This is a genomic window from Bradyrhizobium betae, from assembly GCF_004123905.1.
GTDB lineage: Bacteria > Pseudomonadota > Alphaproteobacteria > Rhizobiales > Xanthobacteraceae > Bradyrhizobium > Bradyrhizobium betae_A.
This window is the reverse complement of the sequence record NZ_MZXW01000015.1, coordinates 130,953-156,382: the sequence shown is the minus strand read 5'-3', so window position 1 is coordinate 156,382 and position 25,430 is coordinate 130,953. Positions and strand designations below refer to the sequence as shown.

General features: G+C 64.9%; 18 protein-coding genes. All 18 read right to left on the bottom strand.

Features of this window, described 5'->3' with window-relative positions; genetic code table 11:
- Nucleotides 1–182: 182 nt before the first annotated feature.
- The 18 genes from B5V03_RS08565 to hpaR all read right to left on the bottom strand — a co-directional run bounded on the left by B5V03_RS08565 (nucleotide 183) and on the right by hpaR (nucleotide 25,423).
- Nucleotides 183–674 (bottom strand): septal ring lytic transglycosylase RlpA family protein, encoded by a 492-nt coding sequence (locus B5V03_RS08565; RefSeq protein WP_349643388.1) that lies wholly within the window; start codon nucleotides 672–674, stop codon nucleotides 183–185.
- Nucleotides 675–1,020: 346 nt separating this feature from the next.
- Nucleotides 1,021–2,238, bottom strand: coding sequence for an acyl-CoA dehydrogenase family protein (locus B5V03_RS08560; RefSeq protein ID WP_129269111.1), 1,218 nt, complete (start codon nucleotides 2,236–2,238; stop codon nucleotides 1,021–1,023).
- Nucleotides 2,239–2,432: 194 nt separating this feature from the next.
- Entirely contained in the window at nucleotides 2,433–3,644 is a 1,212-nt protein-coding gene (locus tag B5V03_RS08555; protein ID WP_129269109.1) for an ABC transporter substrate-binding protein, read from the bottom strand.
- A gap of 115 nt (nucleotides 3,645–3,759) precedes the next feature.
- On the bottom strand, nucleotides 3,760–4,335 hold the full coding sequence (locus tag B5V03_RS08550) for an HdeD family acid-resistance protein (protein WP_129269107.1): 576 nt from the start codon (nucleotides 4,333–4,335) through the stop codon (nucleotides 3,760–3,762).
- 140 nt (nucleotides 4,336–4,475) lie between these two features.
- A complete protein-coding gene (locus B5V03_RS08545; RefSeq protein WP_129269105.1) occupies nucleotides 4,476–5,591 on the bottom strand; it encodes a sensor histidine kinase in 1,116 nt (371 codons plus the stop codon).
- Between the two features lie 6 nt (nucleotides 5,592–5,597).
- Nucleotides 5,598–8,207, bottom strand: coding sequence for an ATP-binding protein (locus B5V03_RS08540; protein ID WP_206736129.1), 2,610 nt, complete (start codon nucleotides 8,205–8,207; stop codon nucleotides 5,598–5,600).
- A 138-nt stretch (nucleotides 8,208–8,345) separates the two neighbouring features.
- Entirely contained in the window at nucleotides 8,346–9,239 is an 894-nt protein-coding gene (locus tag B5V03_RS08535; RefSeq protein ID WP_164987873.1) for an alpha/beta fold hydrolase, read from the bottom strand.
- A 125-nt stretch (nucleotides 9,240–9,364) separates the two neighbouring features.
- Nucleotides 9,365–10,192 (bottom strand): metal-dependent phosphohydrolase, encoded by an 828-nt coding sequence (locus tag B5V03_RS08530; RefSeq protein WP_129269101.1) that lies wholly within the window; start codon nucleotides 10,190–10,192, stop codon nucleotides 9,365–9,367.
- Nucleotides 10,193–10,405: 213 nt separating this feature from the next.
- The gene (locus B5V03_RS08525; RefSeq protein WP_129269099.1) at nucleotides 10,406–11,284 is read right to left on the bottom strand and encodes a transglutaminase family protein; all 879 of its coding nucleotides are present in this window, start codon (nucleotides 11,282–11,284) and stop codon (nucleotides 10,406–10,408) included.
- Complete coding sequence (locus B5V03_RS08520; protein WP_129269097.1) at nucleotides 11,281–13,818, bottom strand: circularly permuted type 2 ATP-grasp protein; 2,538 nt, start codon at nucleotides 13,816–13,818, stop codon at nucleotides 11,281–11,283. Before B5V03_RS08520 ends, B5V03_RS08525 begins: the two co-directional genes overlap by 4 nt.
- Before the next feature lie 27 nt (nucleotides 13,819–13,845).
- Nucleotides 13,846–17,115 (bottom strand): DUF2126 domain-containing protein, encoded by a 3,270-nt coding sequence (locus B5V03_RS08515; protein WP_129269095.1) that lies wholly within the window; start codon nucleotides 17,113–17,115, stop codon nucleotides 13,846–13,848.
- A 179-nt stretch (nucleotides 17,116–17,294) separates the two neighbouring features.
- Entirely contained in the window at nucleotides 17,295–18,818 is a 1,524-nt protein-coding gene (locus B5V03_RS08510) for a UxaA family hydrolase (RefSeq protein ID WP_129269093.1), read from the bottom strand.
- A 157-nt stretch (nucleotides 18,819–18,975) separates the two neighbouring features.
- Entirely contained in the window at nucleotides 18,976–19,752 is a 777-nt protein-coding gene (locus tag B5V03_RS08505; RefSeq protein ID WP_164987872.1) for an HpcH/HpaI aldolase family protein, read from the bottom strand.
- 260 nt (nucleotides 19,753–20,012) lie between these two features.
- Nucleotides 20,013–20,741, bottom strand: a complete 729-nt coding sequence (locus B5V03_RS08500; protein ID WP_129269089.1) for an ABC transporter ATP-binding protein — start codon at nucleotides 20,739–20,741, stop codon at nucleotides 20,013–20,015.
- Nucleotides 20,741–22,519, bottom strand: a complete 1,779-nt coding sequence (locus B5V03_RS08495; RefSeq protein WP_129269087.1) for a branched-chain amino acid ABC transporter ATP-binding protein/permease — start codon at nucleotides 22,517–22,519, stop codon at nucleotides 20,741–20,743. Before B5V03_RS08495 ends, B5V03_RS08500 begins: the two co-directional genes overlap by 1 nt.
- Nucleotides 22,516–23,388, bottom strand: a complete 873-nt coding sequence (locus tag B5V03_RS08490; protein ID WP_129269085.1) for a branched-chain amino acid ABC transporter permease — start codon at nucleotides 23,386–23,388, stop codon at nucleotides 22,516–22,518. The genes B5V03_RS08495 and B5V03_RS08490 overlap by 4 nt, the downstream gene beginning before the upstream one ends.
- Before the next feature lie 84 nt (nucleotides 23,389–23,472).
- Nucleotides 23,473–24,618 (bottom strand): ABC transporter substrate-binding protein, encoded by a 1,146-nt coding sequence (locus B5V03_RS08485; protein WP_129269083.1) that lies wholly within the window; start codon nucleotides 24,616–24,618, stop codon nucleotides 23,473–23,475.
- Between the two features lie 286 nt (nucleotides 24,619–24,904).
- A complete protein-coding gene (gene hpaR / locus B5V03_RS08480) occupies nucleotides 24,905–25,423 on the bottom strand; it encodes a homoprotocatechuate degradation operon regulator HpaR (RefSeq protein WP_129269081.1) in 519 nt (172 codons plus the stop codon).
- Nucleotides 25,424–25,430 lie beyond the last annotated feature (7 nt).

The following is a 25,430-nucleotide window of genomic DNA, read 5'->3' as shown; positions in this document are numbered from 1 at the left end:
GCCGTGGCGTGCTCGGCGCTACTCTCAATCGGTAGTCGTTACTATTGTACTACAATGATCTGAACCGATGACGTAACGGCCCGAAACAATGCAGTTTCGCGGCCCAGGGGGCGTGGAAACGCGGGGCCGGACTGTCCCCCTGCCCCGCCGTCGTTTCCGCACTCCCGGAGTGCCGTAACTCCTCAGCCGACCGGCCCGGGAGTCCAATCGTCGCCGGACAACGGCGTGACTGTGACGTCAGGAATGACTCCAAGATCCATGCCCGGATCGAAATGGCGCATCGTCCGCTCATTGAGGTCGATGATGCGGCCGGGCTTGAGCGGCCCCACGTCATTGATCTTGACGATGACCTTCTTGCCGACGGCCTCGACCAGAGCAAATTTCGGTCTCGCCCCGAATTGGACTCCACCAAATTTCTGACGCAAGCTCGTCTTGATGGCAGCCGTCCAGACCTCGGGATCATAACGCTCGCCGGAGGCCGTGCTCGGGCCGCCCTCCTCCTTGCCGGGCTTGAACGGATTATACGTCGATGCTGCGCCAACGATCGCCCCCCCGGAGGCGGCATCGGCGACGCTTGAATGAACCCCACTTGTTTCACTTCGTGCCACGGTAGCAGAAACGGCAATCGCCATCAGGGCGCCGCAAATTGCGGCGCTCGAGCGGAACACCATCATATCTCCTTTGATTTTCTCGATCGTCCGGTTCCCGATGCCGCGAAACATGGTCAAGCGAACGCGGAAGCGTTTCGAACTTGCGCCAATCGTTTGCGGATTCGAGCCAACCCCTTGGCTGCGGAACCGGTGGGAACCAGAGCGGTCCCAGTAGTGTTTTCGTTGTCGCCGTCTAAGACAGGGATTGCGTCAGCAACATGACTCCGGGAGTTCGCGGGTCTCGACTCCCGGAGTCTTACGTGCTCGGCGGTAAAAGCGCATTGCGCAATGTCCGCGAAAACCGCAATAGCGCGCGACTGCAGGACATGTTGCCTAGTGTTGATCGGCAACAGGAGGCTCTAGCCACAGCCTACTCCGCCATCACTCCGCCGCGCTTGATCAGTTCCTTGCCGACCGCAGCCAGATGCACCTGGTCCGGCCCGTCGCCGATGCGGATGAAGCGGGCGTAGACGTAGGCGCGCGCGAGGAACGTATCCTGCGAGACGCCGGCGGCGCCGTGGATCTGGATGGCGCGGTCGATCACGCGCGCGGCCATGCTGGGCACCACGATCTTCGCCGCCGCGATCAGGTCGCGCGCGGCCTTGTTGCCTTCCCGGTCCATCTTGTCGGCGGCTTGCAGCGTCAAGAGCCGCGCCTGCGCGATCTCGCAGAAGGAGTGCGCGATGTCCTCGCGCACCGAACCCTGCTCGGCGAGCGGCTTGCCGAAGGCTGTGCGAGACACCGAGCGCTGGCACATCAATTCGAGCGCGCGCTGGGCGCAGCCGATCAGCCGCATGCAATGGTGGATGCGGCCGGGGCCGAGCCGGCCTTGCGCAATCTCGAAGCCGCGGCCCTCGCCGAGCAGGATGTTTTCCGCGGGCACGCGGACGTTCTCGTAGAAGATCTCGGGGTGGCCGACCGGCGCGTCGTCATAGCCGTAAGTCAGCATGTCGCGGATGATGCGGACGCCGGGCGTCGCCTTCGGCACCAGGATCATGGATTGCTGGCGGTGGCGGTCGGGATCGTCAGGCGCGGTCTTGCCCATCACGATCAGGATCTCGCAATCCTCGTTCATCGCGCCTGACGTGAACCATTTTCGGCCGTTGATGACGTAGTCGCCGCCGTCGCGCTTGATCTGGCACTGAATGTTGGTGGCATCGCTGGAGGCGACCTGCGGCTCCGTCATCGAGAAGCCGGAGCGGATGCGCCCCTCCAAAAGCGGCTTCAGCCACCGCTCCTGCTGCGCAGGCGTGCCGTAATTCGCCAGCACCTCCATGTTGCCGACATCGGGCGCCGAGCAATTGAACACTTCGGGCGCCCAGAGGATGCGGCCCATGATCTCCTTCACCGGCGCGTAGTCGAGATTGGTGAGGCCCGGACCATGCTCGCCTGACAGGAACAGGTTCCAGAGCCCCTGCTCGCGCGCCAGCCGCTTCAGGTCTCGCAAAACCTGGGGCGTCTTGTAGCGCGCGGCCTCCGGCTTCACCTGCTCGTAATAGAGCTCCTCGACCGGCTCGATATGCGTCCGCATGAACTGGCGGACGCGCTCCTGCAATTCCAGCGAACGGACGGAGTGTTGAAAGTCCATGGTGGTCTCCTCTTCCCTTCTCCCCTTGTGGAGAAGGTGGCGCGAAGCGCCGGATGAGGGGTTGTATCCGCGAGCTCAAATAGAAATTCGACTCGCGGAGAGAAACCCCTCACCCGGCTCGCATCCTCGATACGATCCACCCTCTCCCACAAGGGGATAGGGTGCACCATCTCTGCGGCACTCGCTTCTCCGTTTCACGTCCCCCGCAACAACTCGCTGGCCACGACCCAATCGTTGCCGTCGAACTGGAGGATATAGCCGTCCTTGATCGGGCGGAAATCCTGCGGCGTGGTGTTGAGCGTGATGCCGGGCATCAAGAGCGACAGCGGCACGTTCTTCAAGTTGGACGCCTGCGCCATGATGTTCTCGCGCGTCAGATTGTCCTTACACTGCTTGAGCAGGACCACCAGCGCCTCGGCAACAGTGTAGCCATAGAGGCCGGCGACGTTGTTGATGTCGGCATTGGGCAGGCGCTTCTTCATGAAGTCGATATAGGCCATCATCGCCGGATCGTCCTTCGGCTGCTCGACGAACGGTTTTAGCGAGCCGAGCGACAGCACGCCCTTGCCGGCATCGAGACCGGCCGGCACCATCACGGTCGCCTTGTTGGCGCAGCCGGAGGCGAGGAAGCGCGTCGCCTGCCAGCCGACTTCGTGCGCTTTCCGGATCGCCTGCGCGCAGGCGCGCGGCGTCACAGAGTAAATCATGAACACGTCGGCCTTGGTGTTGGCGAGCGTCAGCACCTGGGAATCGACGGTCGGATCAGTCACCTCGAAGCTCGAGGCCATCGCGATCGCCTTGTCGGCATCTGCACCAAGTGCTTCCTTGACACCGCGAAAATATTCCTTGCCGGCGTCGTCGTTCTGATAGAGCACCGCAAAACGCGCATTCGGGTTCTTGGCGCGGGCATAGGCGACGTCGATCGCAGCCTCGCTGGTGTAGTTCGGCGCCCAGGGCAGCGCCATCGACCACGGCATGTTGGCGGGATCGTTCCACTTCGAGGCCGAGCTGATCAAAAACAGCTGCGGCACCTTGTTGCTGTTGAGATATTTTGCGATCGCCGAGCTCGGCGCTGTGCCCATGGTCGCGAAGATGAAGGCGACGCCATCGCCTTCGACCAGCCGCCGCGTCGCTTCCATGGTCTTCGGCGGCGAGAAGGCGTCGTCCAGCGACAGAAGATTCAGCTTGCGGCCGTTGACCCCGCCCTTCTCGTTGACCTCGTCGAAATAGGCCGAAATGACCCTGCCGGTGATGCCGAGCGGCGATGCGGGGCCGCTATAGGGCATGGTGTTGCCGATCTTGATCTCGGTGTCGGTGACGCCGGGACCGTAGGATTTCTGTGCTGAGACTGGCGTGGACAGACAGGCGGCAGCCAGCGCTGCGGCCAGGGCCAAAGCGGCTTTCATGGTTTCTCCCCGGTGATGATCGTCCGCGCAAGGCGACGACGCGGCGTGCTGCTTCTTGTCAGCGCGCCAGATCAGCGGAGTTCCGCAAGACGGTCTTGCGTCGAGTTGCTGGTAGCTAGCCGCGTCGCTTCAAGCTGAAGCCCAGGCTCACCCAGCCTGCGCCCGCCATGATCAGGTCGATGCCGAGGAACAGGCCGAGGATATAGACGCTGTTGACCGGCCAGCGCGCCAGGATCAAGAGCCCCAGCAGCAGTGTGATAACGGCCGACAGCGCCACCCACACCCACGGGCTTTCGCGCTTCATGCTGAAGGCGAGGAACAGCCTGACCGCGCCGGAGGCGAGAAGAGAGGCGCCCAGGAACAGAGTGAGCAGCGCGGCCGCGAACAGCGGGTTCTCGAAGGTCAGGAAGCCCGCGACGATGTAGAGCACCCCGAGCAAGGCCCAGATCGCGAACTTGCCCCAGCTCTTCATCTGGAACGCGCCGATCACCTCGGTGACCCCGGCGACGATCATCATCGCGCCGACCACGATTACGCTCGCTACGGTCGCCATCACCATGCTGCCGAGCGCGACGAAGCCGGCGATGAGATAGACGAGCCCGAGCGCGACGATCCAGCCCCATTTGGCATGCAGCGCCGCGATGCCCGAGCCGAGACTTGAAGGATGGGACGTATCGGAAGCACTTGTCATGGCGGCTACTCCTGCATGCGAAGCCCCAGGCGCATCTTTAGGATAGCACGCGCCAAGCCTGGACAACAGCCAGCAGAGCAGCCCGCGCCGGCAGCAACATTGACGCAAATCAAGATCGAATTCGGCGCTTGGCGCCCATCTCAGTCCGGAATGCTGAAATAGAACGCCGCTCCCTTGCCGATCTCGGCCGTGGCCCAGATGCGCCCGCCATGGCGCTGCACGATGCGCGATGCGATCGAGAGGCCGATCCCCGTGCCCTCGTATTGATCGGAATCGTGGAACCGCTGAAACGCCGAAAACAGCTTGTCCGCCTGCTGCATGTCGAAGCCGGCTCCGTTGTCCCGCACGCAGTAGATTCGCTCGCCGGCCTCGGTCCAGCCGATCACCGTGATCAGCGGTTTCTCGCGGGCCCGGGTAAACTTGAAGGCGTTGGCGAGCAGGTTGACGAGCACCTGGCGCAGCAGGGCCTGATCGCCGACGCAGGCGGGAATGTCGCCGACATGGACGGTCACCTCGCGGCGGTCATGCTGCCGTCGCAATTCGTCCACGACCTCGCGGACCAGCGCTCCGGTGTCGACCGCCCCCTTCGACAACGGCTGGCGGCCGAGCCGTGACAGGCGCAGCAGGCCGTCGATCAGGCGCTGCATGTGCTCGCCGCTTGCCATGATGGCGCCGACCAGCTTCCCCGGCCCGTCCGGCCATTGGGCGGCGTGATCGTCGATCAGCGTCTCCGCATAGCCGACAATGACCGAGAGCGGGCCGCGCAGATCGTGCGCGACGGAATAGGAGAACGCCTCGAGCTCCCGGTTCGCCGCCTCGAGCTCGGTGGTGCGCTCGCGCACCCGCTGCGCGAGCTCCGCGTTCTCAAGGCGCAGGCGCCGCACCGCCAGCGCGCGCTCCAGCACGGGAATGACGACACTCAGCTTGAACGGCTTGAGAATGTAGTCGAGCGCGCCCGCCTTCATGGCCTCGACCGCGGTCGTGATGGTTCCGTCGCCGGTCATGATGATCCCGACGAGATCAGGATCAATCTCCTGCGCGGCCCGCAGCAGCGTGATGCCGTCCATACCAGGCATCATCAGGTCGGCGAGCAGAAGGTCGCATCTGGCCCGCCGCAGCTCCGCCAGCGCGGCATGGCCGTCCGTGAAGCCGACCGCCTCGTAGTCGCCGCCCGGCAGCGTATCGCACAGCGCCTTCATCTGCGCCGCTTCGTCATCGACAACGAGGATGCGGGCCTTCGAAACCGTCGTCGGCATTGTTCTCTATCCTGCCGCCATCGGGCCTGACGCGCCATCAGGCCCGCAGCATCGCACCAGCGCCTCGCGCAATTCACGCAGCTTCGGCGGCTTGCTAAGGAGATAGTCGACGTGCGCCGGAATGTCATCCTCGGATGTGAGGCGCTTGCCCCAGCCGGTCAGCATGATCACGGGTGTCGCGGGCGAGGCGTTCTTGATCGCGCTCGCCACCTTGCGTCCGTCGACATTCGGCATGCCGAGGTCGGTGACGACGGCCGCGAAGGCCTCGCCGCGCTCCGAGGCGGCGTGGAACGCCGCGATGCCCGCGGCGCCGCCATTGGCGGTCACGACGACGTGTCCCTCGGTCTCCAGCGTATTGCACAACGACCGGAGCAGCAGCGGGTCGTCGTCGACCAGCAGCAGCCGCAGTCGCGCCGGCCTCGCGGTCTCGGGCCTGTCCTGGGACGGCGTCGCGGACGGCGCTTCGGGCACCGGAAAATTCAGCGAGACGATTGTGCCGCGGCCGACCGCGCTGTCGACCTCGACGTCGGCATTGTGCCGCCTCGCAACACCGTAGACCATCGCGAGGCCGAGGCCGGTGCCGCGCTCACCCTTCGTGGTAAAGAACGGCTCGAGGCAACGCCGCCGGGTCTCCTCGTTCATGCCGACGCCGTCATCACCGACCTCGACCCGCACCTGGTCCTGGCTGCCCCCGCCGCTGAGCAGCCGCGTGCGCAATGTCAGCGTGCCACCGCTGGGCAGCGCGTCGACGGCGTTGAAGATGAGATTGATCAATGCTTCCCTGATTTCGCTTTCGACGCAGGAGACCGCGGGCAACGGCTCGGCGAGCTCGTTGCGCAGCGTGATCACGGTTCCGCGGAGCTGCGGCATGTCGCTCCAGCGCGCCCGCGTCAAATCGGCGACCTGCCGCACCAGCTCGTTGAGCTGGACCGGCCGCAGCGTCAATTGCGGCTCGCGCTGCCGGTAGAATTCGCGCATGCGCGTGACCGTGTGGGCCACGTCCTCGACCGAGCGCTGGATCGTCTCCAGATAGTCGCGCGTGCGTGCGCTGAGGTTCGGCTCCGCTTCCAGCAGGGATTGCGTATAGAGCGACACCGGCGAGAGCGCATTGTTGATGTCGTGGGCGATGCCGCTGGCCATCTGCCCGAGCGCGCGCAGCCGCTCCTGCTGCATTACGGCCTGCTGTGTCTGCCGCAGATCCTCATAGGCCTGCTGAAGGGCGCCGTGGAGTTGCGCCTGATGGGCTGCGAGCGCCACATGTTCGCTGAGCTGCCGCAGAAACTCGCATTCGCCGCTGCTGAAGCTGCCCTCGTCCTTACGTACTGCAACAAGAGCGCCGAAGACCCGGCTCTCCACCTGGAGCGGAGCCAGCACCATCGCGCGCAATCCGCCACGGGCCAGCCGCATCGGAAACGGGAAGGATGATCGCGCGATGTCGGGCTCGTAGACGAGCTGGCCCAGCATGCAGCGCGACAGGCCGTTCTCGTCGATGTCGATCCGCGCGCGCTCGGGCATCGCGAGTTCGAGCGCGAGCGCGCCGCTCTTGAGCCCGACGCATTCCACCGTCATGACGTGGTCGACGGGATCGTGAAAGCACAGGCAGGCGAAATCCACCGGCAACTGGTCCTCGAGACTGCGGATCACCACCTGGAAAATGCTCTTGAGATCCTGCCGTTCGCCGATCGCGCGCGTGATCTGGTGCAGGAGACTGAGCCGGGCGAGCTGGGCCTGAGTCTTCTGCTCCGCATGCCGGCGCACGAGAATCTCGGATTCCAGGGCCAGGTTGGTGGACGCGAGCTGCGTGGTCCGCTCCTCGACCCGCTGTTCCAGCCCCTCGTTCAAGCGCGCGAGCTCGGCTTCCGCCCGCATCCGCTCCAGCATGTCCGAGGACGCCATCTGCATCATCGCGAGCAGCAGGACGAGACGTCCGGAAATCTTGCCGAGGTGAGCGACCATCGCCTCGGTATCGTGCGGTGCCTGCGAATACAGCATCGCGAAATGGCCAAGCAGAACGACGGCGCCCATCAGGGCCAGCGGCCGGAAAATCCGGTCCGTCCTTCGCAAACGCCAGCACAGGATGCAGGTGACGAGCCACAATGGCGGCGCCAGGATCAGCACGGGACGGGTGATACCAAGCAGGCCCGGCGGGCTATATGGCGGAAGGCGCTGGAAGATCACGACCAGCAGCACGGCCACCATCGTCATGAACAACGTAAACGCCGGGATCCCGACCCGATCCCGCCGCGACGACCAGATCGCGGCGAGGATGCCGATCGCGAGGATGTGCGCCGCGGGCGGCCACGTCGCCGGCCGGAGGAATTCCCGCAACTCCATGATGAACGCCAGTCCCCCCGACCATTCCACGATCACGAGGACGTGGAGGAACTCCAGGACGAAGGCGGTACCGAAAGCGATCGCGAGCCGCTTGTACAGCGGCTGCTGGACGCGGGCGCCCATATCCCAGAACAGCAACGCCACCAGCCCCGAGATGAGGGTTATGCCGGTATCCAGGATGGTGTGGAGCTCGGGATAGTTGCGTCGTCCAGTTGTCAGCAGCAACGCACTGCCGACGCCGAAGGCGATCAACACGCCGACGACGCTGAACGACGAACTCACGCTCCTGGTTGCCGTGCCCATATCGCCACCGCGGGGAATATCGCGTCGGAACAACGAACGATGCGAATCAAGGTCTGCAATTTTTCGCCATCTTCTGCACCGCACGCAATCTATACGTGCGGGACGGCGCGCGAAAGCCTATTGTAGCGCCGCCTTGCGCAGGTCGAGCACGGCCTGCGCCCATTCGGCGGGCCGTTCCTGCGGCAGGTTATGACCGGCGCCTGCGAACACGCGCCGCTCGAAAAAGCCCTCGAACTTGCGCGCATGGTGCGCGGTACCGGGATTGACGCCGTCGCTGTCGCCGTCGATCGCAATCGTCGGGACGCCGACCTGGGGCTGCGCGGCCAGCTTCGCCTCGATTCCGGCATAGGCGGGATCGCCTTGGACCAGCGCGTAGCGGTGGCGGTAGGAGTGGATCACGACATCGACGAAATCGGGATTGTCGAACGACACAGCGCTTGTCTCGAACGTCGCGTCGTCGAACGCCCATGTCGGCGACCACATCGACCAGAGCTGGCGGGCAAAGCCGCGGCGGTTGCGCTCCAGCGCGCGGCGGCCGCGCTCGTTGTGAAAGAGATATTGATACCAGAGCGCGGCCTCCTCCGGCGGCGAGGCCGGCTCCATCGCGCGCGCGATGTTCTGGATGTTGTAGGAATTGCCCGAGACGAGCCCGACCACGCGCTCGGGATACAACGCCGAGACCACGCAGGCCGCACGCCCACCCCAGTCGTAACCGCCGACGACCGCGCGCTCGATGCCCAGCGCGTCCATGAAGGCAAGCAGATCGGCGCCCAGTGCCGCCTGCTCGCCGGAGCGCAAGGTCGACGCGGAACGGAAGCGCGTCGGCCCGTAACCGCGCAGCCAGGGCACCAGCACCCGCGCGCCCGCCTGCGCGAGCAGCGGCGCAGTCGCGGCATAGGCGTTAACGTCGTAGGGAAAGCCGTGGCCCATGATGCAGGGCCAGCCATCCGGCGCGCCGTAGTCGAGATAGGCGATGTCGAGAACATCCGTGGTGACGGTTTTTTGTTGCATGATTTGCTCACGGAGTTTTGCGAGGTCGTAGCCCGGATGGAGCGAAAGCGTAATCCGGGACGGTCCATCCGCGGACAAAGCGGCCCCGGAATGCGCTGCGCTCCATCCGGACTACAAGGCCAAGCCTATTTCTGCGGCCCGGACAGCGAGATGTCGCGCTCGGCGCGGAAGACGTTGCTGTAGAGGTTGGCAATCCACTGCCGGCCGATCTCGGTCTTGTTGAGATAGCCGATCTCGGTCTGGATGTGCGGTGCGACGCTGTTCCAATAGAATTGCGGATAGCGGTTCACGATGTCGGCCGGCGAGTCGTAGCCGAGCTGCCGATTCATGCCGACTTCCTCGAACTCGTAGTACAGCGCATTGGCCTTGCGCAGATAATTGGGATCGCCGAGCTGGCCGATGAAATCGGCGGCGCGCAGGATCGAGGCGTCGTCGTCATACTCCTGCCCTTCCCGGGCCGGGAAGCGGGTGCCCTCGATGGCACGGGCAACGCGTTCCGGATCGAGTCCTGGAATATGTTGCAGCCTCCGCGTCACATAAAGCTTGGAACGATCGACGTGATACATCATCAGGCTGGCGTCCGATGCGCCGCGCGGCAGTGAGACCTTGGTACCGGCCGCATCGATCACGAAGCCATCGATGTCATCCTCCTCGAACAAGCCCCGGACATACCCGATGTCGTGGGCAAGGCAGGCGATCAGGATGTGGACGTAATCCTCTGCCTCCAAATGCGTATGGAGATATCGGCCACTAAGGATGCAATGGGCCGCCAAGGTCACGAGCATCGTATGCTCGATATTGTGATAGAGCGCATCGCTGTTGCCGATGCACTCCATCGCAGTGCGGGTCGCACTCTCGACGATGTTTGCGGAAGGCTCGCCAAACCGACGACGCATGAACGAGCCCAACCTCTTCTCCAGGGATTCGGCCGCCAGTCTCGGTAACGTGATCATGGATGCAGCCCCGCTAGTCGGTGGTGTCCCACGCCAATTTCCCGACGTCTCATGTTCTGTCCTCGACGCCAGCACAAGCATAGCCCATCTTGGGCCGAGTGACCAAATCCCGGGATGAAAAATGTTGTTGTTGTGCTCTGCGACATCCCTGTTGCGGCGACGGCTCGATACACCCGGCGGCAAACGGCGCCGGGCCGGGCCGGCAAGACAGGCTCACTCCACCAGCAGCACGTCCACGGCGACGCCAAGCTTCTGCTTCGGCGAACCGACGATGATGCCATCGACCGGCGAGACGTCGGAAAAGTCGCGCGCCACCGCGAGCACGATATGGTCGTTGGCGACGAGGAGATCGTTGGTCGGATCGAAATCGATCCAGCCAAGCTCCGTCCCGCACCACAGCGACACCCAGGCATGGGTGGCATCGGCGCCTTGCAAACGCGGCTGCCCCGCCGGCGGAATGGTGCGCAGATAGCCGCTGACATAGGCCGCAGGCAGACCGAGCCCGCGCAGGCCCGCGATCATCACGTGGGCAAAATCCTGACAGACGCCGTGGCGCTTGTCGAAGACCTCGTTGAGAGGCGTCGAGATCACGGTAGCCTTGGGATCGTAGCGGAATTCGGTGCGGATGCGATGCATCAGATCGACGGCGCCGGCGAGGATGCCGGCGCCGGAGGCAAAGCTCGCGGCTGCATAAGCGCTGACCGGACGCAGCACCGGGACCAGCGGGCTCGCAAAGACGTAGCCGACCGGCGAGGACGGCCCGAGGCTCGTCGCCTCGAACGCGATATCGCGGATACTTTCCCAGGACGGGCTTGCAGCGTCGCGCGCGGGCGGCTTGCGCGAGATCGAGACACGCGAACGTGAATCGATGCGCAAAGTGCGATGCGCGGCCTCAATCACCACGCTCTCGGTCAGCGTACCGAAGAAGTCGCGCCGGACATGGCGCTCGGCCGGACGCGGACGAATCTCGACATGGTGCGAGATCAGCTCCTGGCCATTGCCGCCTCTCGGCTCCAGCCGCAGCGTGCAGCGGGCGAAGCTGACCGGGCTCTCATATTCATAAGTCGTGACGTGCCGGATGTCGTAGATCACGCCAGCCCCGTCAGCTTTTCCGGACGGCTGGCATTGGGGCCGTGCGGGAAGTAGTGGAGACTGATCGCTTCGGCGAGGCTGAGCAGATCCTGCTCCAGTGCGAACAGGGTCTTGACCTCCAGCCTCTCGGCCTCGGCGGTGGCGAGCATCGCCTGCACCGCCACGGCAAGCCGCTGCGGCTTCTCGATCAGGCCATGCTCCTTTAGGCTCGGCAGTGCTGCGATGTGCTCGTTCAGCGTCGTCACCTGGAACGCGACCGAGCGCGGATTATAGGGATCGAGCACCGCGAGGTCGCGCACCGGCGCCAGGATCGGCGCCAACAGATAGCGCGAGCGGTAGGTGATCTGGGAATCGACCAGCGTCAGCAGGATGTCGAGGTCCTCGTCGCCGGCCTCGTCATAGGCGAACTGGCGGGCGAAACGCGCGGTGTTGATGGCGCGCTCGGTGCGGCGGCCGACGTCGAGGAAACGCCAGCCGGCGGCGCGGTTCATGTTCTCCTGCGCCAGACCTGCGAAGCTCGCGAGCTCCTGCAAGGTCAGCTCGGCCGCGCTGACCACGCTGTCGTCACCCTCGACCTCGAGAGCCAGCCGATCGGCCATCTCGGTGATGACCTGCCAGGCATCGGGCGACAGCCGCTCGCGCAACGAGGTCGCCGTGCGCTGCGCCGCGCGCACCAGCGACAATGCCGAGCCGAAGCGCTCCTCGCTCTGCAAGGCTTCGGCGACAACGCGCGCGGGGGCCGCGCGCGAGGCTTGCGAGATCGCGCCCCAGGCCACCAGCAGACGCTGGATGCGTTCGGCCGATTGCAGCGAGGCCGCGGTGCCCTTGTTGGGGCCGCTTGGCGAGCCCAGCGCGCGCACCAGCCGCAGCGTCGCCTCGGCGCGTTCGAGATAGCGGCCGAGCCAGAACAGATTGTCCGCGGCACGGCTCGGCAGCACGCCGGCAATGCGCCGGATGCGCACCTTGTCGGTCGCCGGCAACAACGTCGCGGTCGCAACCTTCTTCTCCGAGACCACCCAGACGTCGGCGGCGCGGGCGCCGTCGCCCATCGACACCGCGCGCGCATCCGTCTTCTCGGCGATCCGGCAGAAGCCGCCGGGCATGATGGCCCATCCGTCCGGCGTCGCGGCCGCGAACACGCGCAGCACGAAGGGGCGCGGCGTGAGCTGGCCCTGCTCCCACACCGGCATGGTCGAGAGCCGCACCACCTCCTGGCCGACATAGTCCATGCCGCGCGCGGCGATGGAGTCGATCAGGCGCTGGCGCCCGTCGGCGTCGAGCTCGCTCGCGAGCACCGGGCCATTGCCGTCCAAGCCGGGCACGCCGCGCCGATAGGCGCCTTCGATCGCGACCTCGTCGAGCCGCGACAGCACCTCGTCGCGCGCCGAGCGCTGGCCGCACCACCAGGTCGCGATGTGCGGCATTTTCAGCTCTTCGCCAAGCAGGCGGCGGCTGAGCGCCGGCAGGAAACCGAGCAGCGCGCGGGCCTCCAGCACGCCAGAGCCCGGCATGTTGGCGACGACGACGCCGTCCTTGCGCAGCACGTCGATCAGGCCGGGCACGCCGAGATGCGAGGAGGCATCAAGCTCGAGCGGATCGAGCGAGTTGGAATCGACGCGGCGGAGCAGCACGTCGAGCCGCTTCAACCCCGCGACCGTGCGGATGTGAATACGGTTGTCGCTGACGGCGAGATCGTCGCCCTCGACCAGCAGGAAACCGAGATAGCGCGCCAGTGTCGCATGCTCGAAATAGGTCTCGCTGAAACTTCCGGGGGAGAGCACGCCGATGCGCGGTTCGTCGCGATCGGCCCGCGCGCGCAGTGAGTCGCGGAACGCTTCGAAGAACGGCGCGACGCGCGGCACGTTCATCGACTTGTAGAGATCGGAGAAGGCGCGCGAGAGCACCAGGCGGTTTTCCAGCGCGTAGCCCGCGCCCGATGGCGCCTGCGTGCGGTCGCCGAGCACCCACCAGCGGCCGTCGGGGCCGCGGCCGACGTCGGCGGCATAGAGCGAGAGGTAGCGCCCGCCCGGAGGCTCGACGCCACAGACCGGACGGAGATATTCGGGGCTGCCGGCGATCGCGGCGGCGGGCAGCGCGCCTTCCGCGACCAGCTTCCCCTCGCCATAGATGTCGCGCAGCACGAGCTCTAAAAGCTCGGCGCGCTGGGTGATCCCGGCGGATAGCTGCTTCCAGTCGGCCTCGTCGATCAGGAGCGGCAAATGGCTGATCGACCACGGCCTGTCGGCGCTGTCGCCGGGTGCGCGGTAGGTGACGCCGGCCTCGCGCAGATGGCGGTCGGCCATGCCGAAGCGCCGCTCGACCTCGTCGGGGGCCAGCGCGCCGAAGGCGTCGAAGAAGCGGCTCCAGACCGCGCGGGGGGCGCCGTCAGGTCCCAGGAACTCGTCGGGAATGCCGGGCAGGCGGCGATAGTCGCGGACCCATTGCGCGAGGCGGCGCTGGCCTTCACGCTGGCCCTCACGCGGTCCTGGCGCCTTACCCGCCTTGTCGTCCTGTTCGGCTGCGCCCTCGCCCATGCGCCTCTCCCTGCCCCACCCTCATACTCATTGCAGGAGCGGGGTCCGCAAGTCGAGGGTCAGCGGAAACTCATTTGTGCGTTCCTCGGGCGGCGGCTGCATCGGACCCGGCGTATGACCGTGGTCCTGGAAGCGCGCCAGCCGCCGGGCCTCGGCCTCATAGGTGTTGACCGGCTTGGTCTCGTAGCTGCGGCCGCCGGGATGGGCGACGTGGTAAACGCAGCCGCCGAGCGAGCGGCCGTTCCAGGTGTCGATCAGGTCGAAGGTCAGGGGCGCGTGGACCGGAATGGTCGGGTGCAGGCCGGAGGCCGGCTGCCAGGCCTTGAAGCGGACGGCGGCCACGGCTTCGCCCGAGCGGCCGGTCGAGGTCATCGGCAGGCGGCGGCCATTGCAGGTGATGATGTGGCGGCCCTCGACGAAGCCCTCCGCCTTCACCTGGAGCCGCTCGACCGAGCTGTCGACATAGCGCACGGTGCCGCCGGCCGAGCCTTCCTCGCCGAGCACATGCCAGGGCTCCAGCGCCTGCCGCAGTTCCAGCGTCACGCCGCCATGATGGATGCGGCCAAAGGCGGGGAAGCGGAATTCGAGCTGGGCCAGATACCATTCGGGATCGAACGGATAGCCGGATTGCTTCAGCTCGGAGAGCACGTCCTGAAAATCTTCCCAGATGAAATGCGGCAGCATGAAGCGGTCATGCAGCGCGGTGCCCCAGCGCACGAACTTGCCGGCCTGCGGCTCGCGCCAGAATTTTGCGATCAATGCGCGGATCAGCAGCTGCTGCGCCAGCGACATGCGCGGATCGGGCGGCATTTCGAGCGCGCGGAATTCGACGAGACCGAGCCGGCCCGTGGTCCCGTCGGGCGAATAGAGCTTGTCGATGCAGATCTCGGCGCGGTGGGTGTTGCCGGTGATGTCGACGAGCAGATGCCGGAACAGCCGGTCCACCAGCCACAGCGGCGTCTGGTAGCCCGGCGGCGGCACGTGCGAGAGCGCGATCTCGAGCTCGTAGATGCTGTCATGGCGCGCTTCGTCGATGCGCGGCGCCTGGCTGGTCGGGCCGATGAAAAGACCCGAGAAGAAATAGGACAGCGACGGATGCCGCTGCCAGTACAGCACGAGGCTCTTCAAGAGATCAGGCCGGCGCAGGAACGGCGAGTCCTGCGGGCTGGAGCCGCCGATCACGACATGATTGCCGCCGCCGGTGCCGGTGTGGCGGCCGTCGACCAGGAAGCGGTTGGCGCCGAGGCGTGTCTTGCCGGCGTCCTCATAGAGCCCGACGGTGATGTCGACCGCCTCGCGCCAGCTCTTGGCCGGCTGGATGTTGACCTCGATGACACCAGGGTCGGGCGTCACCTTGATCACCTCGATGCGCGGATCGAACGGCGGCGGGTAGCCCTCGATGTGGACCTGAATCTGCATCTCTTCGGCAGTCGCTTCGAGGGCCGCGACCAGCTCGAGATAATCCTCGATGCGCTCGACCGGCGGCATGAAGGCGCAGAGCACGCCGTGGCGGACTTCGATCGACATCGCGGTGCGGACGGGGACGGACGTGTTGAGATGCTCGGGTTCGACCTTCGGCGGCGATTCCGGACGCGCCGGAAGGCTGAATACCGGCAGCTTGCCGCGGGCCTCCATCGGGTCCTGTTCGACGATGTAGGGATATTGGTTGGGCGGGATATGGCCGAGCGAGCCGATCGGCAACCGCAAGCCCAGCGGTGAATCGCCCGGCATCAAAAACAGATGATTGCGCCGGAGTTGCCAGCGCTCACTGCGCCAACGCGGCGGTGCGTTCCAGCGCTGCACCGGCAGCACGAACCCCCGCGGCGTGCTCAGCCCCTCGTCGAACACCCGCGCCATGCGCGCGCGCGCTTCCGGATCAGCTAATTTGGAGTCGGTAGGATCGACGTTGACGGGAAGCTCGGCCTCCTTGTGGAGCCAGTAGGCGGTGTCCTCATAGGCCGGGATGATGTAGCCGGGATCGAGCCCGAGCCGCACCGCGGTGCCCTCCACGAACGCCCGGGCGTCCTTGACCTCGGCGCGCCGCGGATTTTCGATCTTGGCGATCAGATCGGTATTCTTCCAGATCGGCACGCCGTCCTTGCGCCAGTACAGGCCAAAGGCCCAGCGCGGCAGGCTTTCGCCGGGATACCATTTGCCCTCGCCGTAATGCAGCAGCCCGCCCGGCGCGAAGCGCGTGTGTAGGCGGCGGATCAGATCGTCACCAAGCGCGCGCTTGGTCGGACCGACGGCCGCGGTGTTCCATTCGGCTGCTTCGAGATCGTCGACCGAGACGAAGGTCGGCTCGCCCCCCATCGTGAGCCGGACATCCTGCGCGGCGAGATCGCCATCGACCTGCTCGCCGAGATCGTTGAGCCGCGTCCAGGACTCGTCGGAGAACGGCTTTGTGATGCGCGGCGCCTCGCGGATGCGCTTCACGCTCATGTCGAACTCGAACTCGACCTCGGCAAAGCCGGCGCCGCCTGAGATCGGCGCAGCCGAGCGATAATGCGGCGTGGCGGCCACCGGGACGTGGCCCTCGCCCGCGAGCATGCCGGAGGTCGCGTCAAAGCCGATCCAGCCTGCGCCCGGCAGATAGACCTCGGCCCAGGCGTGCAGATCGGTGAAATCGTTCTCGACCTCCGGCGGTCCCTCGATCGGATCGATGTCGGGACGGATCTGGATCAGATAGCCGGAGACGAAACGGGCAGCGAGTCCGAGATGGCGGAAGGTCTGGATCAGGAGCCAGGCGGAGTCGCGGCACGATCCGGCGCCGGAGGACAGCGTCTCCTCCGGCGTCTGCACGCCGGGCTCCATGCGGATGATATAACGGACGTGCTTCTGGAGCTCGCGGTTGAGATCGACCAGGAAGTTGACGGTGTTCGGGGCCTCATGGGGGATTGTGTCGAGAAATTTTGCGAACAGGCGATCAGGCTTGATGGTCTCGAGATACGGCGCGAGCTCGGTCTTCAAATCCTTCGAATACTCAAACGGAAAGGCATCCGCATAAGGTTCGACAAAGAAGTCGAACGGGTTGACCACGGTCATCTGCGCCGTGAAATCGACCTCGAATTTCAGCTCGGTCGTCTTCTCTGGGAAGACATAGCGTGCGAGCCAGTTGCCCTGCGGGTCCTGCTGCCAGTTCACGAAATGATTGGCCGGGGTGACCTTGAGCGAATAGCTCAGGATCGGCGTGCGCGTGTGCGGCGCCGGCCGCAGGCGGATGGTCTGCGGGCCAAGATCGATCGGACGGTCGTATTTGTAATGCGTGACGTGGTGCAATGCGACGTAGATCGACACGGGGTGCGGTACTCCAGCAGCTTTTTTGAGCAGAACACCTGACGTCAGTGCGATCAAGCACTAACAACGGGCAGACCGTGCCTAGGAAGTATCCGCAGTGCTCCCGTAGCCCGGGACGATCGATCTCCGGGTGAAAGAACCCCGGATTGCGCTGCGCTCCATTCGGGCTACACGATCGACTACATCGTCGCGCCGAGCACCCAGGGCGCGAACTCGGCGCCGCCGAAATCAAAGCTCTCGCTCTTGGTCGGCTGGCCCGAGGCGGTCTTCAGGATGAGCTCAAAAATGCGCTGGCCGCACTCCTGGACGCTCTCCTCGCCTTGGAGGATGGTGCCGCAATTGACGTCCATGTCCTCTTCCATGCGCTTGTACATGGGCGTGTTGGTGGCGAGCTTGATCGAGGGTGCCGGCTTGCAGCCGAACACGCTGCCGCGTCCGGTGGTGAAGCAGACCAGATTGGCACCGCCGGCAACCTGGCCGGTCGCGGCGACCGGATCGTAGCCGGGCGTGTCCATGAACACGAAGCCGCGCTTGGTCACGGGCTCGGCGTAGCGCAAGACGTCAACGAGATTGGTGGTGCCGGCCTTGGCCATCGCACCGAGCGACTTTTCCAGAATGGTGGTGAGGCCGCCGGCCTTGTTGCCGGGGCTCGGATTGGCGTTCATCTCGGCGCCTTCGCGCGTCGTGTATTCGTCCCACCAGCGCATCAGATCGACCAGCTTCTCGCCGACCTCGCGGCTGACGGCGCGGCGCGTCAGCAGATGCTCGGCGCCGTAGGTTTCGGGTGTCTCCGACAGGATCACGGTGCCGCCGTGGCGGACGATGAGATCGCTGGCAGCGCCCAGTGCCGGATTGGCCGACACACCGGAATAGCCGTCCGAGCCGCCGCATTGCAGGGCCACGGTCAATTCGCTCACCGGCACGGACTCACGCTTGACCTTGTTGGAGTCAGCGAGCGCCTCGCGCACGAAGGCGATGCCGGCCTCAACTGTCTTGCGGGTGCCGCCGACTTCCTGGATGTCCATCGCGCGCAGGCGGCCGGCGAGCTTTTGCTCTTCCATGAGACCGCCGATCTGGTTCACCTCGCAGCCGAGGCCGAGTACGATGACGTGGGAGAAGTTCACGTGGCGCGCATAGCCGCCGAGCGTGCGGCGGAGCAGTGCGAGCGGCTCGTTCTGCGTCATACCGCAGCCGGTCTTGTGGGTCAGCGCGACCACGCCGTCGACGTTGGGGAATTCGGCCAGCGGATTGTCGCCGGTGAAGGGGTTCTTCTTGAAAACGTCGGCGACGAGGCTTGCGACATGCGCGCTGCAATTCACCGAGGTGAGGATGCCGATATAGTTGCGCGTGGCGACGCGGCCGTCGGGGCGGCGGATGCCTTCGAAGGTCGCCGGCAGGTCGAAATTCGGCGTCGGCTTGACGTCGGCGCAATAGGCATAGTCCTTGGAGAAATCGCCCATGCCGCAATTCTGCACGTGCACGTGCTGGCCCGGCGCGATCGGAATGGTCGCAAAGCCGATGATCTGGCCGTAGCGGATGACAGGCTCGCCCAATGCGATCGGCTTGATCGCGACCTTGTGGCCGGAGGGAATGCGCTCGACCGTGGTGACGCCGTCGGCGACGACGGTTCCCGGCGGCAGGCTCGCGCGCGCGATCAGCACGCCATCAGCGGGATGCAGGCGGATGACGGGGCTGATGGTCATGGGAGGTCTCCTTGGGTCTTCAAGTATTCGTACCCCGGACGCAGCGCAGCGTGAAACGATGCGCTGCTGAGCCGGGGCCCATGTGTGTGGCTGGCAACTGGGTCCCGGCTCTGCGGAGCGTCACTGCGTGCCGCACCGCGTCCGGGACTCAGAGAGATTAAGCCTTCCCGGCCGAATCCTTGCGGGTCGCATTGACCTGCATCTTGGCGTAGGTGGTCATCAGGCCGACCTCGTTCGAGAGCGTCACCAGCTTGAAGCCCATGTTGATGGCGCGCGCAGCACCTTCGGCGCCGCTGCAATGGATGCCCGGGAAGAGCCCACGCTTGTCGCATTCCTTGATGATCTTGTCGTAGATCGCGAGGATCTCGGGCTCGGTGCGGTCGAGCTTGGGCTCGAGGCCGTAGGAGAAGCCGAGGTCGGACGGGCCGATATAGACGCCGTTGAGACCTTCGACGTCGAGGATCGCTTCCATGTTCTCGACCGCGGTCTTGGTTTCCATCATCGGCAGCAGCACGATGTCGTCGTTCGCCGTCTTCTGGTACGAGCCCGCGGTGCCGTACATGCCGGCGCGGATCGGGCCGTTGGAGCGGACGCCCTGCGGCGGATATTTCGAATAGGAGACGAGGTTCCTGGCTTCCTGCGGCGTGTTGACCATCGGGCAGATCACGCCATAGGCGCCGCCGTCGAGCACCTTGCCGATGATGCCGGGCTCGTTCCAGGGCACGCGGACCATCGGGGTCACCGGGTGCTTGTCCATGGCCTGGAAGCACTGCACCATCGAGAGATAATCCTGGACGCCATGCTGCATGTCGACGGTGACGCTGTCGAAGCCGCATTGCGCGATCATCTCAGCCGAGAAGCCGGAGGGAATTGCCAGCCACGCGTTGACCACGGCCTTGCCCGACTTCCAGATTTCCTTGACCTTGTTCGCCACGTTGCCTTCCTTCTTCGTTGTTTGGGTCGTCGTTGTTTGAGCCTTCGTCACCATGACGAGCGCCGCGACAGCACAGTTCTGCTGTTACCGCGAACCGGGGCGCCGCGCTACGCTCGCAATGACGCAAGACCTATGCGCTTGGCCACAGGATCCGGGCCACGCGGGCGGCGTCCACTATCGCCGCCCGGGTGTCATCCGGCAAGGGGATGCCGTCGAGGCGTTCGGCCTGGAATCCGCCCCCCGATGACGGAACCGTCCGGCTACGCGGTCACCTTGGCATGACCGCCGAGATAGGCGGCGCGGATCGCTTCATTGCCCCAGAGCTCGTCGGGCTTGCCGCCGAGCACGATGCGGCCGGTCTCCAGCACATAGCCGTAATCGGCCACCGACAGGCCCATGCGCGCGTTCTGCTCGACGAGCAGAACTGTCGTGTTGCGGCGGATCTCGGAAATGATCTTGAACACGGCCTGCACGATCACAGGCGCTAGCCCAAGCGAGGGCTCGTCCAGCAGCAACAGCCGCGGCTTGGCCATCAGCCCGCGCGCGACCGCCACCATCTGCAACTGGCCTCCGGACAGCGTCCAGCCGAGCGCGTTGGTGAACTTGCGGATATCGGGGAACAGGTCGAACATCGCATCGGCCTCGCGCGAGATCTCCGAGGTCGGTGCCCGGCGGTTGGACGCGCCGAGCATGATGTTCTCTTTCACGGTGAGACCCGGAAACACACGACGCCCTTCCGGCACGTGGCTGATACCCATGCGGACGATGGCTTCCGGGCCGAGACCTGCGATCGACTTGCCGTCGAACAGGATGTCGCCCGACGTTGGTTTCGCGAGGCCGGAGATGGCGCGGAGCGTCGTCGACTTGCCGGCGCCGTTGGCGCCGAGCAAGGTCACCACCTGCCCCTCCTCCACGGCGCAGGTGACGCCGCGCAGCGCTTCGATCTCGCCGTAGCGCACGACAAGGTTGCGGATTTCGAGCAACGGCATCATTCGCTCCCGAGATAGGCGGAGACGACGTCGGGATGACGCAGCACGGCCATGGATTCGCCGTCCGCGATGCGGCGTCCGAAGTTGAGCACGGTAATGTGCTGGGCCGCTTCCGAGACCAGCGTCATGTCGTGATCGATGATCAGGATGGTGAGCCCTTGCGCGGCGATGCGCTTGAGCAGCTCGTGCAGCTCGAGCTTCTCAGTTGAGTTCAGGCCGGCCGCGGGTTCGTCGAGCAGCAGCAGCGTCGGGTTCGAGGCGAGCGCACGTGCAATCTCGATCAGCCGCTGATGGCCGTAGGAGAAGCTGGAGATCAGCTCGTTGGCGCGGCTGCCGAGGCCGACGAATGTCAAGGCCTCCATCGCACGTTCGGTCAGGGCGTCATCGCCCTTCCCAACCATGGTGTTGCCGGGCCGCTCCGCGCCGATCTCGACATTTTCCAGCGCCGTCATCGACCGGAACAGGCGGATGTTCTGGAACGTGCGGCCAAGACCCGAAGCCGTGCGCTGATGCGGCGGCATGTGGGAGATGTCGGTACCGTCGAGCACGATCCTGCCTGATGTGGCGACGTACAGGCCGGAGAGCACGTTGAGCGTCGTGGTCTTGCCCGAGCCGTTCGGCCCGATCAGCGCATGCACGCCGCCGCGCTTGACCGCGATGTCGACACCGTCGACGGCCTTGAGGCCACCGAAATGCTTCGACAGCCCCGTGACTTCCAGCACGGTGTCGCCGCCGATCGTCGCCGGTTTCAGCTGCAACGCGGCCGCGGCCGGCGTCGCCTTGATCTTGGCGCGCCAGCGCGTGAACGCGTCGGCGACAAAGCCCCAGATACCATCAGGCATGAAGCGGATGATCAGGATCACGAACAGGCCGTAGATCGCGAGGTAAAGACCCGGCACGCTTTTCAGGAACCGCAGCCATTCCGGGATCAGGATCAGGAGACCCGTTCCGATCGCCGAGCCGATCGGCGAAGCCACGCCGCCGAGCAGCGACATGGTCAGGAACACGATCGATTCCGCAAAGGAGAATTGATCGGGGCTGACATAGGCGAAGCCGCCGGCGAACAATCCGCCCGCGAGACCGCCGAGCAGCGCGCACAGCGCGAACGCATAGATCTTGGTGCGGAAAACGTCGATGCCGTTGACGCCGGCCGCCAGCTCGTTGTCGCGCACCGCACGCATGGCGCGGCCGAGTTTGGTATCGGCGAGATGCCAGACCAGATAGCCGACGATCGCCAGCATCGCGACGCAGAAGGCGAGGTAGCTCTGCGAGGTCTGGAACAGCTCCGGACGCTTGATGTTGGGAACGCCATCGGGGCCGCGCGTCAGCCAGATCGCGTTGATCATCACCAGCGTGACGATCTGCTGGAACGAGATCGTCACCATCGCGAGGTAATGACCGCCGAGCCGCAAGGTGGACATGCCGAGGAAGGCGCCAGCGAGCAGCGAGATCGCGCAGCCGCCGACGAGGCATAGCCAGAAGCTGAGCTGCAGATCCGTCGTGCCCATGCCGACGGCATAAGCGCCGAGCCCGAAGAACGCGGCCTGCGCCAGATTGATCTGGCCGCACAGGCCAAGCACCACAGAGAGCCCGAACACCGCGATCGAGAACGTGGTGGCCTGGAGCAGGATGTTATGGACGTATCCGTCGAAGCGCATGGTCGCGGCGAGCCAGACCAGGATCGCCGCGCCGATGAAGTACGGCAGATGCCGGACCACGAGCGGTTTCGAACGGATGGCGGGCGCCGGAATCGGCATGTTGTCGCTGGGAGCGCTCATGCTTTTTCCGCCACGCGTTCGCCGAAGATGCCCTGCGGCCGGAAGATCAGGAAGGCGATCAGCACCAGGAAAGCGAAGCCGTCCTTGTAGGGCACCGAGACATAGGCAGCCCCGAAGGTCTCGATCACGCCAAGGGCGAGACCGCCGATGATGGCGCCGGCGACATCGCCGAAGCCGCCGATGATGGTGGCCGCGAACGCCTTCAGCGCGATGGTCGAGCCCATCTGGATCGACACGAACAGCACGGGGGCGACGAGGATGCCGGCGAGGCCGCCGAGCACCGCCGAATAGATGAAAGTGATCATGATCATGGTCGACACGGAGATGCCAAGCAGCGAGGCCATCTCCTTGTCCTGCGAGGTCGCCTGCAGCTTCTTGCCGAGCAGCGTCTTCTCGAAGAACCAGAAATTGAAGATCACAAGGCAGATGGTGACGCAGATGATCAGGAGATACTGGCTGTCGAGATAGACCGGACCGACCTGAATGCCAGGCGTCTCGAACCAGCCTTCAAGCACCTGCGGCTGCGGGCCGTAGATCGCGAGCACGGAGTTTGCCAGCAGGATCGAGGCGCCGATGGTCGCGATGATCACGGGCAAATAAGTGCGGTGGCGCAGCGGATAATAGACGCCGAGATTGAAGACGACACCGAGCAGCGCCATGCCGAGCAGCGCGACGATGAAGGCCGCCCAATAGGGCAGACCGGCCTCGACCGCGACGACCATCAGATAGGCCGCGACCATGGAGAATTCGCCCTGGGCAAAATTCACCACATTGGTGGCACGGAAGATCAGCACGAAGCCGAGCGCGACGAGCGCGTAGACGGCGCCGATACCGATGCCGGTAAAGAGCAATTGTAGGGCGAGATCCATGACAAGCGTTCTGTTGGAGGTCGGATTCGTCCAGCGAAAAACGTTTCAGCCTCCCCGACCGGAACCGGGGAGGCCGAGACAACGTCAGTCGTTGAACTCAATGTGCTTGTCGAAGGTGATGTTGCCCTTCTCGTTCTTCACGATGTTGTAGCCGTGGAGACCGTCGCCGTTCTGGTCGAAATTGTATTCGCCCTCGGCACCCGGGAACTTCTTGATCGCGAGGATGGCTTCGCGGATCTTGGCCGGCTCGGTCGTGCCGGCCTTGTTGATGGCCTGCGCCATCACGTTGATCGCATCAAAGGTCCAGGAGCTCTGATTGTCGGGCGCTACCTTGACGGCGTCGCGGTAGATCTTGCCGAACGCCTTCGAGCCCTCGCTGGAATCCTCGGCATAATCCGCAACGCCATACGTATTGTAGAGCGCGGGGCCTGCGAGCTTCAGCGCGGTGATGTTGACGATCGAGGGCGAGCCGACCCAGGGAATGTTCACGCCGAGCTGACGGAGCTGGCGGGCGAAGATGCCGAGATCGTTCTCGAAGGTGAAGTAGGAGCCGAGGATGTCGGCGCCCGACTGCTTGATGGCAAGCACGACTGGCGTGAAATCCTGGCTCTGGTTGGCGTAGCCCTGATCGAGCACCGGCGGCGCGCCGAGCTTTTCGAGCGCGGCGGTCAACGCCTTGCCGCCCGCGGTGCCGAACGCATCCGTCGAGTGCAGCACGGCCCATTTCTTCTTGGCGAGCGTGGTGACGCCGTATTCGGCGATGACGCGGCCGGAATAGCTGTCATTGGGACGGCAGCGGAATAGCCATTGATTGCCCATGTGGGTGAGATTCGGATCGGTGCCGCCGATCATCACGGGCTTGCCGAGCTTGATCACGTCGGGTGCCATCGCGTGCACCTGGGTCGAGCGGATCGAGCCGAGGAAGCCGACGATGTCAGGCTGCGAGGCGAGCTTGGAGAAGGCGAGAACGATCCCGGGATTGGTGGTCTGATCGTCTTCGACGATCAGCTCGCCCTGCTTTCCAAGGATACCGCCGGCCTTGTTGACAGCTTCGAGCGCGAGCTTGGCGCCCTTGATGGCGTAACCGCCGGATTCAGCGGCAGGGCCGGTGACGGGCGCGCACATGCCGATCTTGATGGTGGCGCCTTGCGCATGCGCGCTCTTGATGAGGTAGGGCGCGGCAATGCCGGCAGCAATTCCGGCCGCGAAGTCGCGTCTCGTCAGTCTCATTCATTCCTCCCTGAGGCCGGGCATCCTTGTCGGCCCTTCTTTGTTTTGGCTCTATCGCTGAATACAGAGCCTGATGCTAGTTACGAATTCTCTCCGTGTGAGTAAATTGATATTGAGCCATCATCGACTAAGTGCGGAGAGCTCGCGCCCAACGGTGATTAACACCAACGGCGGCGATCTATTCTCGGCTATTTTTCCCAGGGTTTTCGCGCGGCTCGCGGTGCTTACGCGTTAGGCAACAACGAACAGTCATGCGTAACTGGCAAGTCATCATGCAAATTTGCCGTTACGTTTCATCCGCAACATCGTCACTCGCGTCGGTGGAAGCGAGACACAACTCCAACTGACCGAGCATCTCCTGCAACTCGGCGAGCTTTCGCGCGCCGAAGCGCTGCGTGATCTCGGCATAGATCGCTTCCGAGGACGGCGCGACCGAGGCCATCAGCTTCACGCCCTCCTTCGAGATCGAGACCATACTGCGGCGCTGGTCGGCCTTCGCGGTCTTGCGCTCGATCAAATTGCGCGCCTCGAGATCGCGCAGGATGCGCGACAGGCTCGGCCCCAGGAGAAATGCCGTGCGCGCGAGCTCCGTGACCTCGGCGGCCTCGATGGACGCAAGCGCTCGGAGGATGCGCCATTGCTGCTCGGTCAAGCCGTGCTCGCGCAGCTTGGGACGAAACTGCCGCATCACGGCCTCGCGCGCCCTGAGCAGCGACATCGGCAGCGAGCGCGAGAAGTCGCGCATCGGCACCTGCCTTGCGATCGTCGCACTTCCGTTCGCGGAATCAGCCGGTCTCTTCGCCATGACGCCC

Coding starts and splice junctions, on each gene's coding strand:
- B5V03_RS08565 (WP_349643388.1), bottom strand. CDS start 674: ATGATGGTGTTCCGCTCGAGCGCCGCAATTTGCGGCGCCCTGATGGCG.
- B5V03_RS08530 (WP_129269101.1), bottom strand. CDS start 10,192: ATGATCACGTTACCGAGACTGGCGGCCGAATCCCTGGAGAAGAGGTTG.
- B5V03_RS08510 (WP_129269093.1), bottom strand. CDS start 18,818: ATGACCATCAGCCCCGTCATCCGCCTGCATCCCGCTGATGGCGTGCTG.
- B5V03_RS08520 (WP_129269097.1), bottom strand. CDS start 13,818: ATGGGCGAGGGCGCAGCCGAACAGGACGACAAGGCGGGTAAGGCGCCA.
- hpaR (WP_129269081.1), bottom strand. CDS start 25,423: ATGGCGAAGAGACCGGCTGATTCCGCGAACGGAAGTGCGACGATCGCA.
- B5V03_RS08495 (WP_129269087.1), bottom strand. CDS start 22,519: ATGAGCGCTCCCAGCGACAACATGCCGATTCCGGCGCCCGCCATCCGT.
- B5V03_RS08545 (WP_129269105.1), bottom strand. CDS start 5,591: ATGCCGACGACGGTTTCGAAGGCCCGCATCCTCGTTGTCGATGACGAA.
- B5V03_RS08535 (WP_164987873.1), bottom strand. CDS start 9,239: ATGCAACAAAAAACCGTCACCACGGATGTTCTCGACATCGCCTATCTC.
- B5V03_RS08490 (WP_129269085.1), bottom strand. CDS start 23,388: ATGGATCTCGCCCTACAATTGCTCTTTACCGGCATCGGTATCGGCGCC.
- B5V03_RS08500 (WP_129269089.1), bottom strand. CDS start 20,741: ATGCCGTTGCTCGAAATCCGCAACCTTGTCGTGCGCTACGGCGAGATC.
- B5V03_RS08485 (WP_129269083.1), bottom strand. CDS start 24,618: ATGAGACTGACGAGACGCGACTTCGCGGCCGGAATTGCTGCCGGCATT.
- B5V03_RS08555 (WP_129269109.1), bottom strand. CDS start 3,644: ATGAAAGCCGCTTTGGCCCTGGCCGCAGCGCTGGCTGCCGCCTGTCTG.
- B5V03_RS08550 (WP_129269107.1), bottom strand. CDS start 4,335: ATGACAAGTGCTTCCGATACGTCCCATCCTTCAAGTCTCGGCTCGGGC.
- B5V03_RS08560 (WP_129269111.1), bottom strand. CDS start 2,238: ATGGACTTTCAACACTCCGTCCGTTCGCTGGAATTGCAGGAGCGCGTC.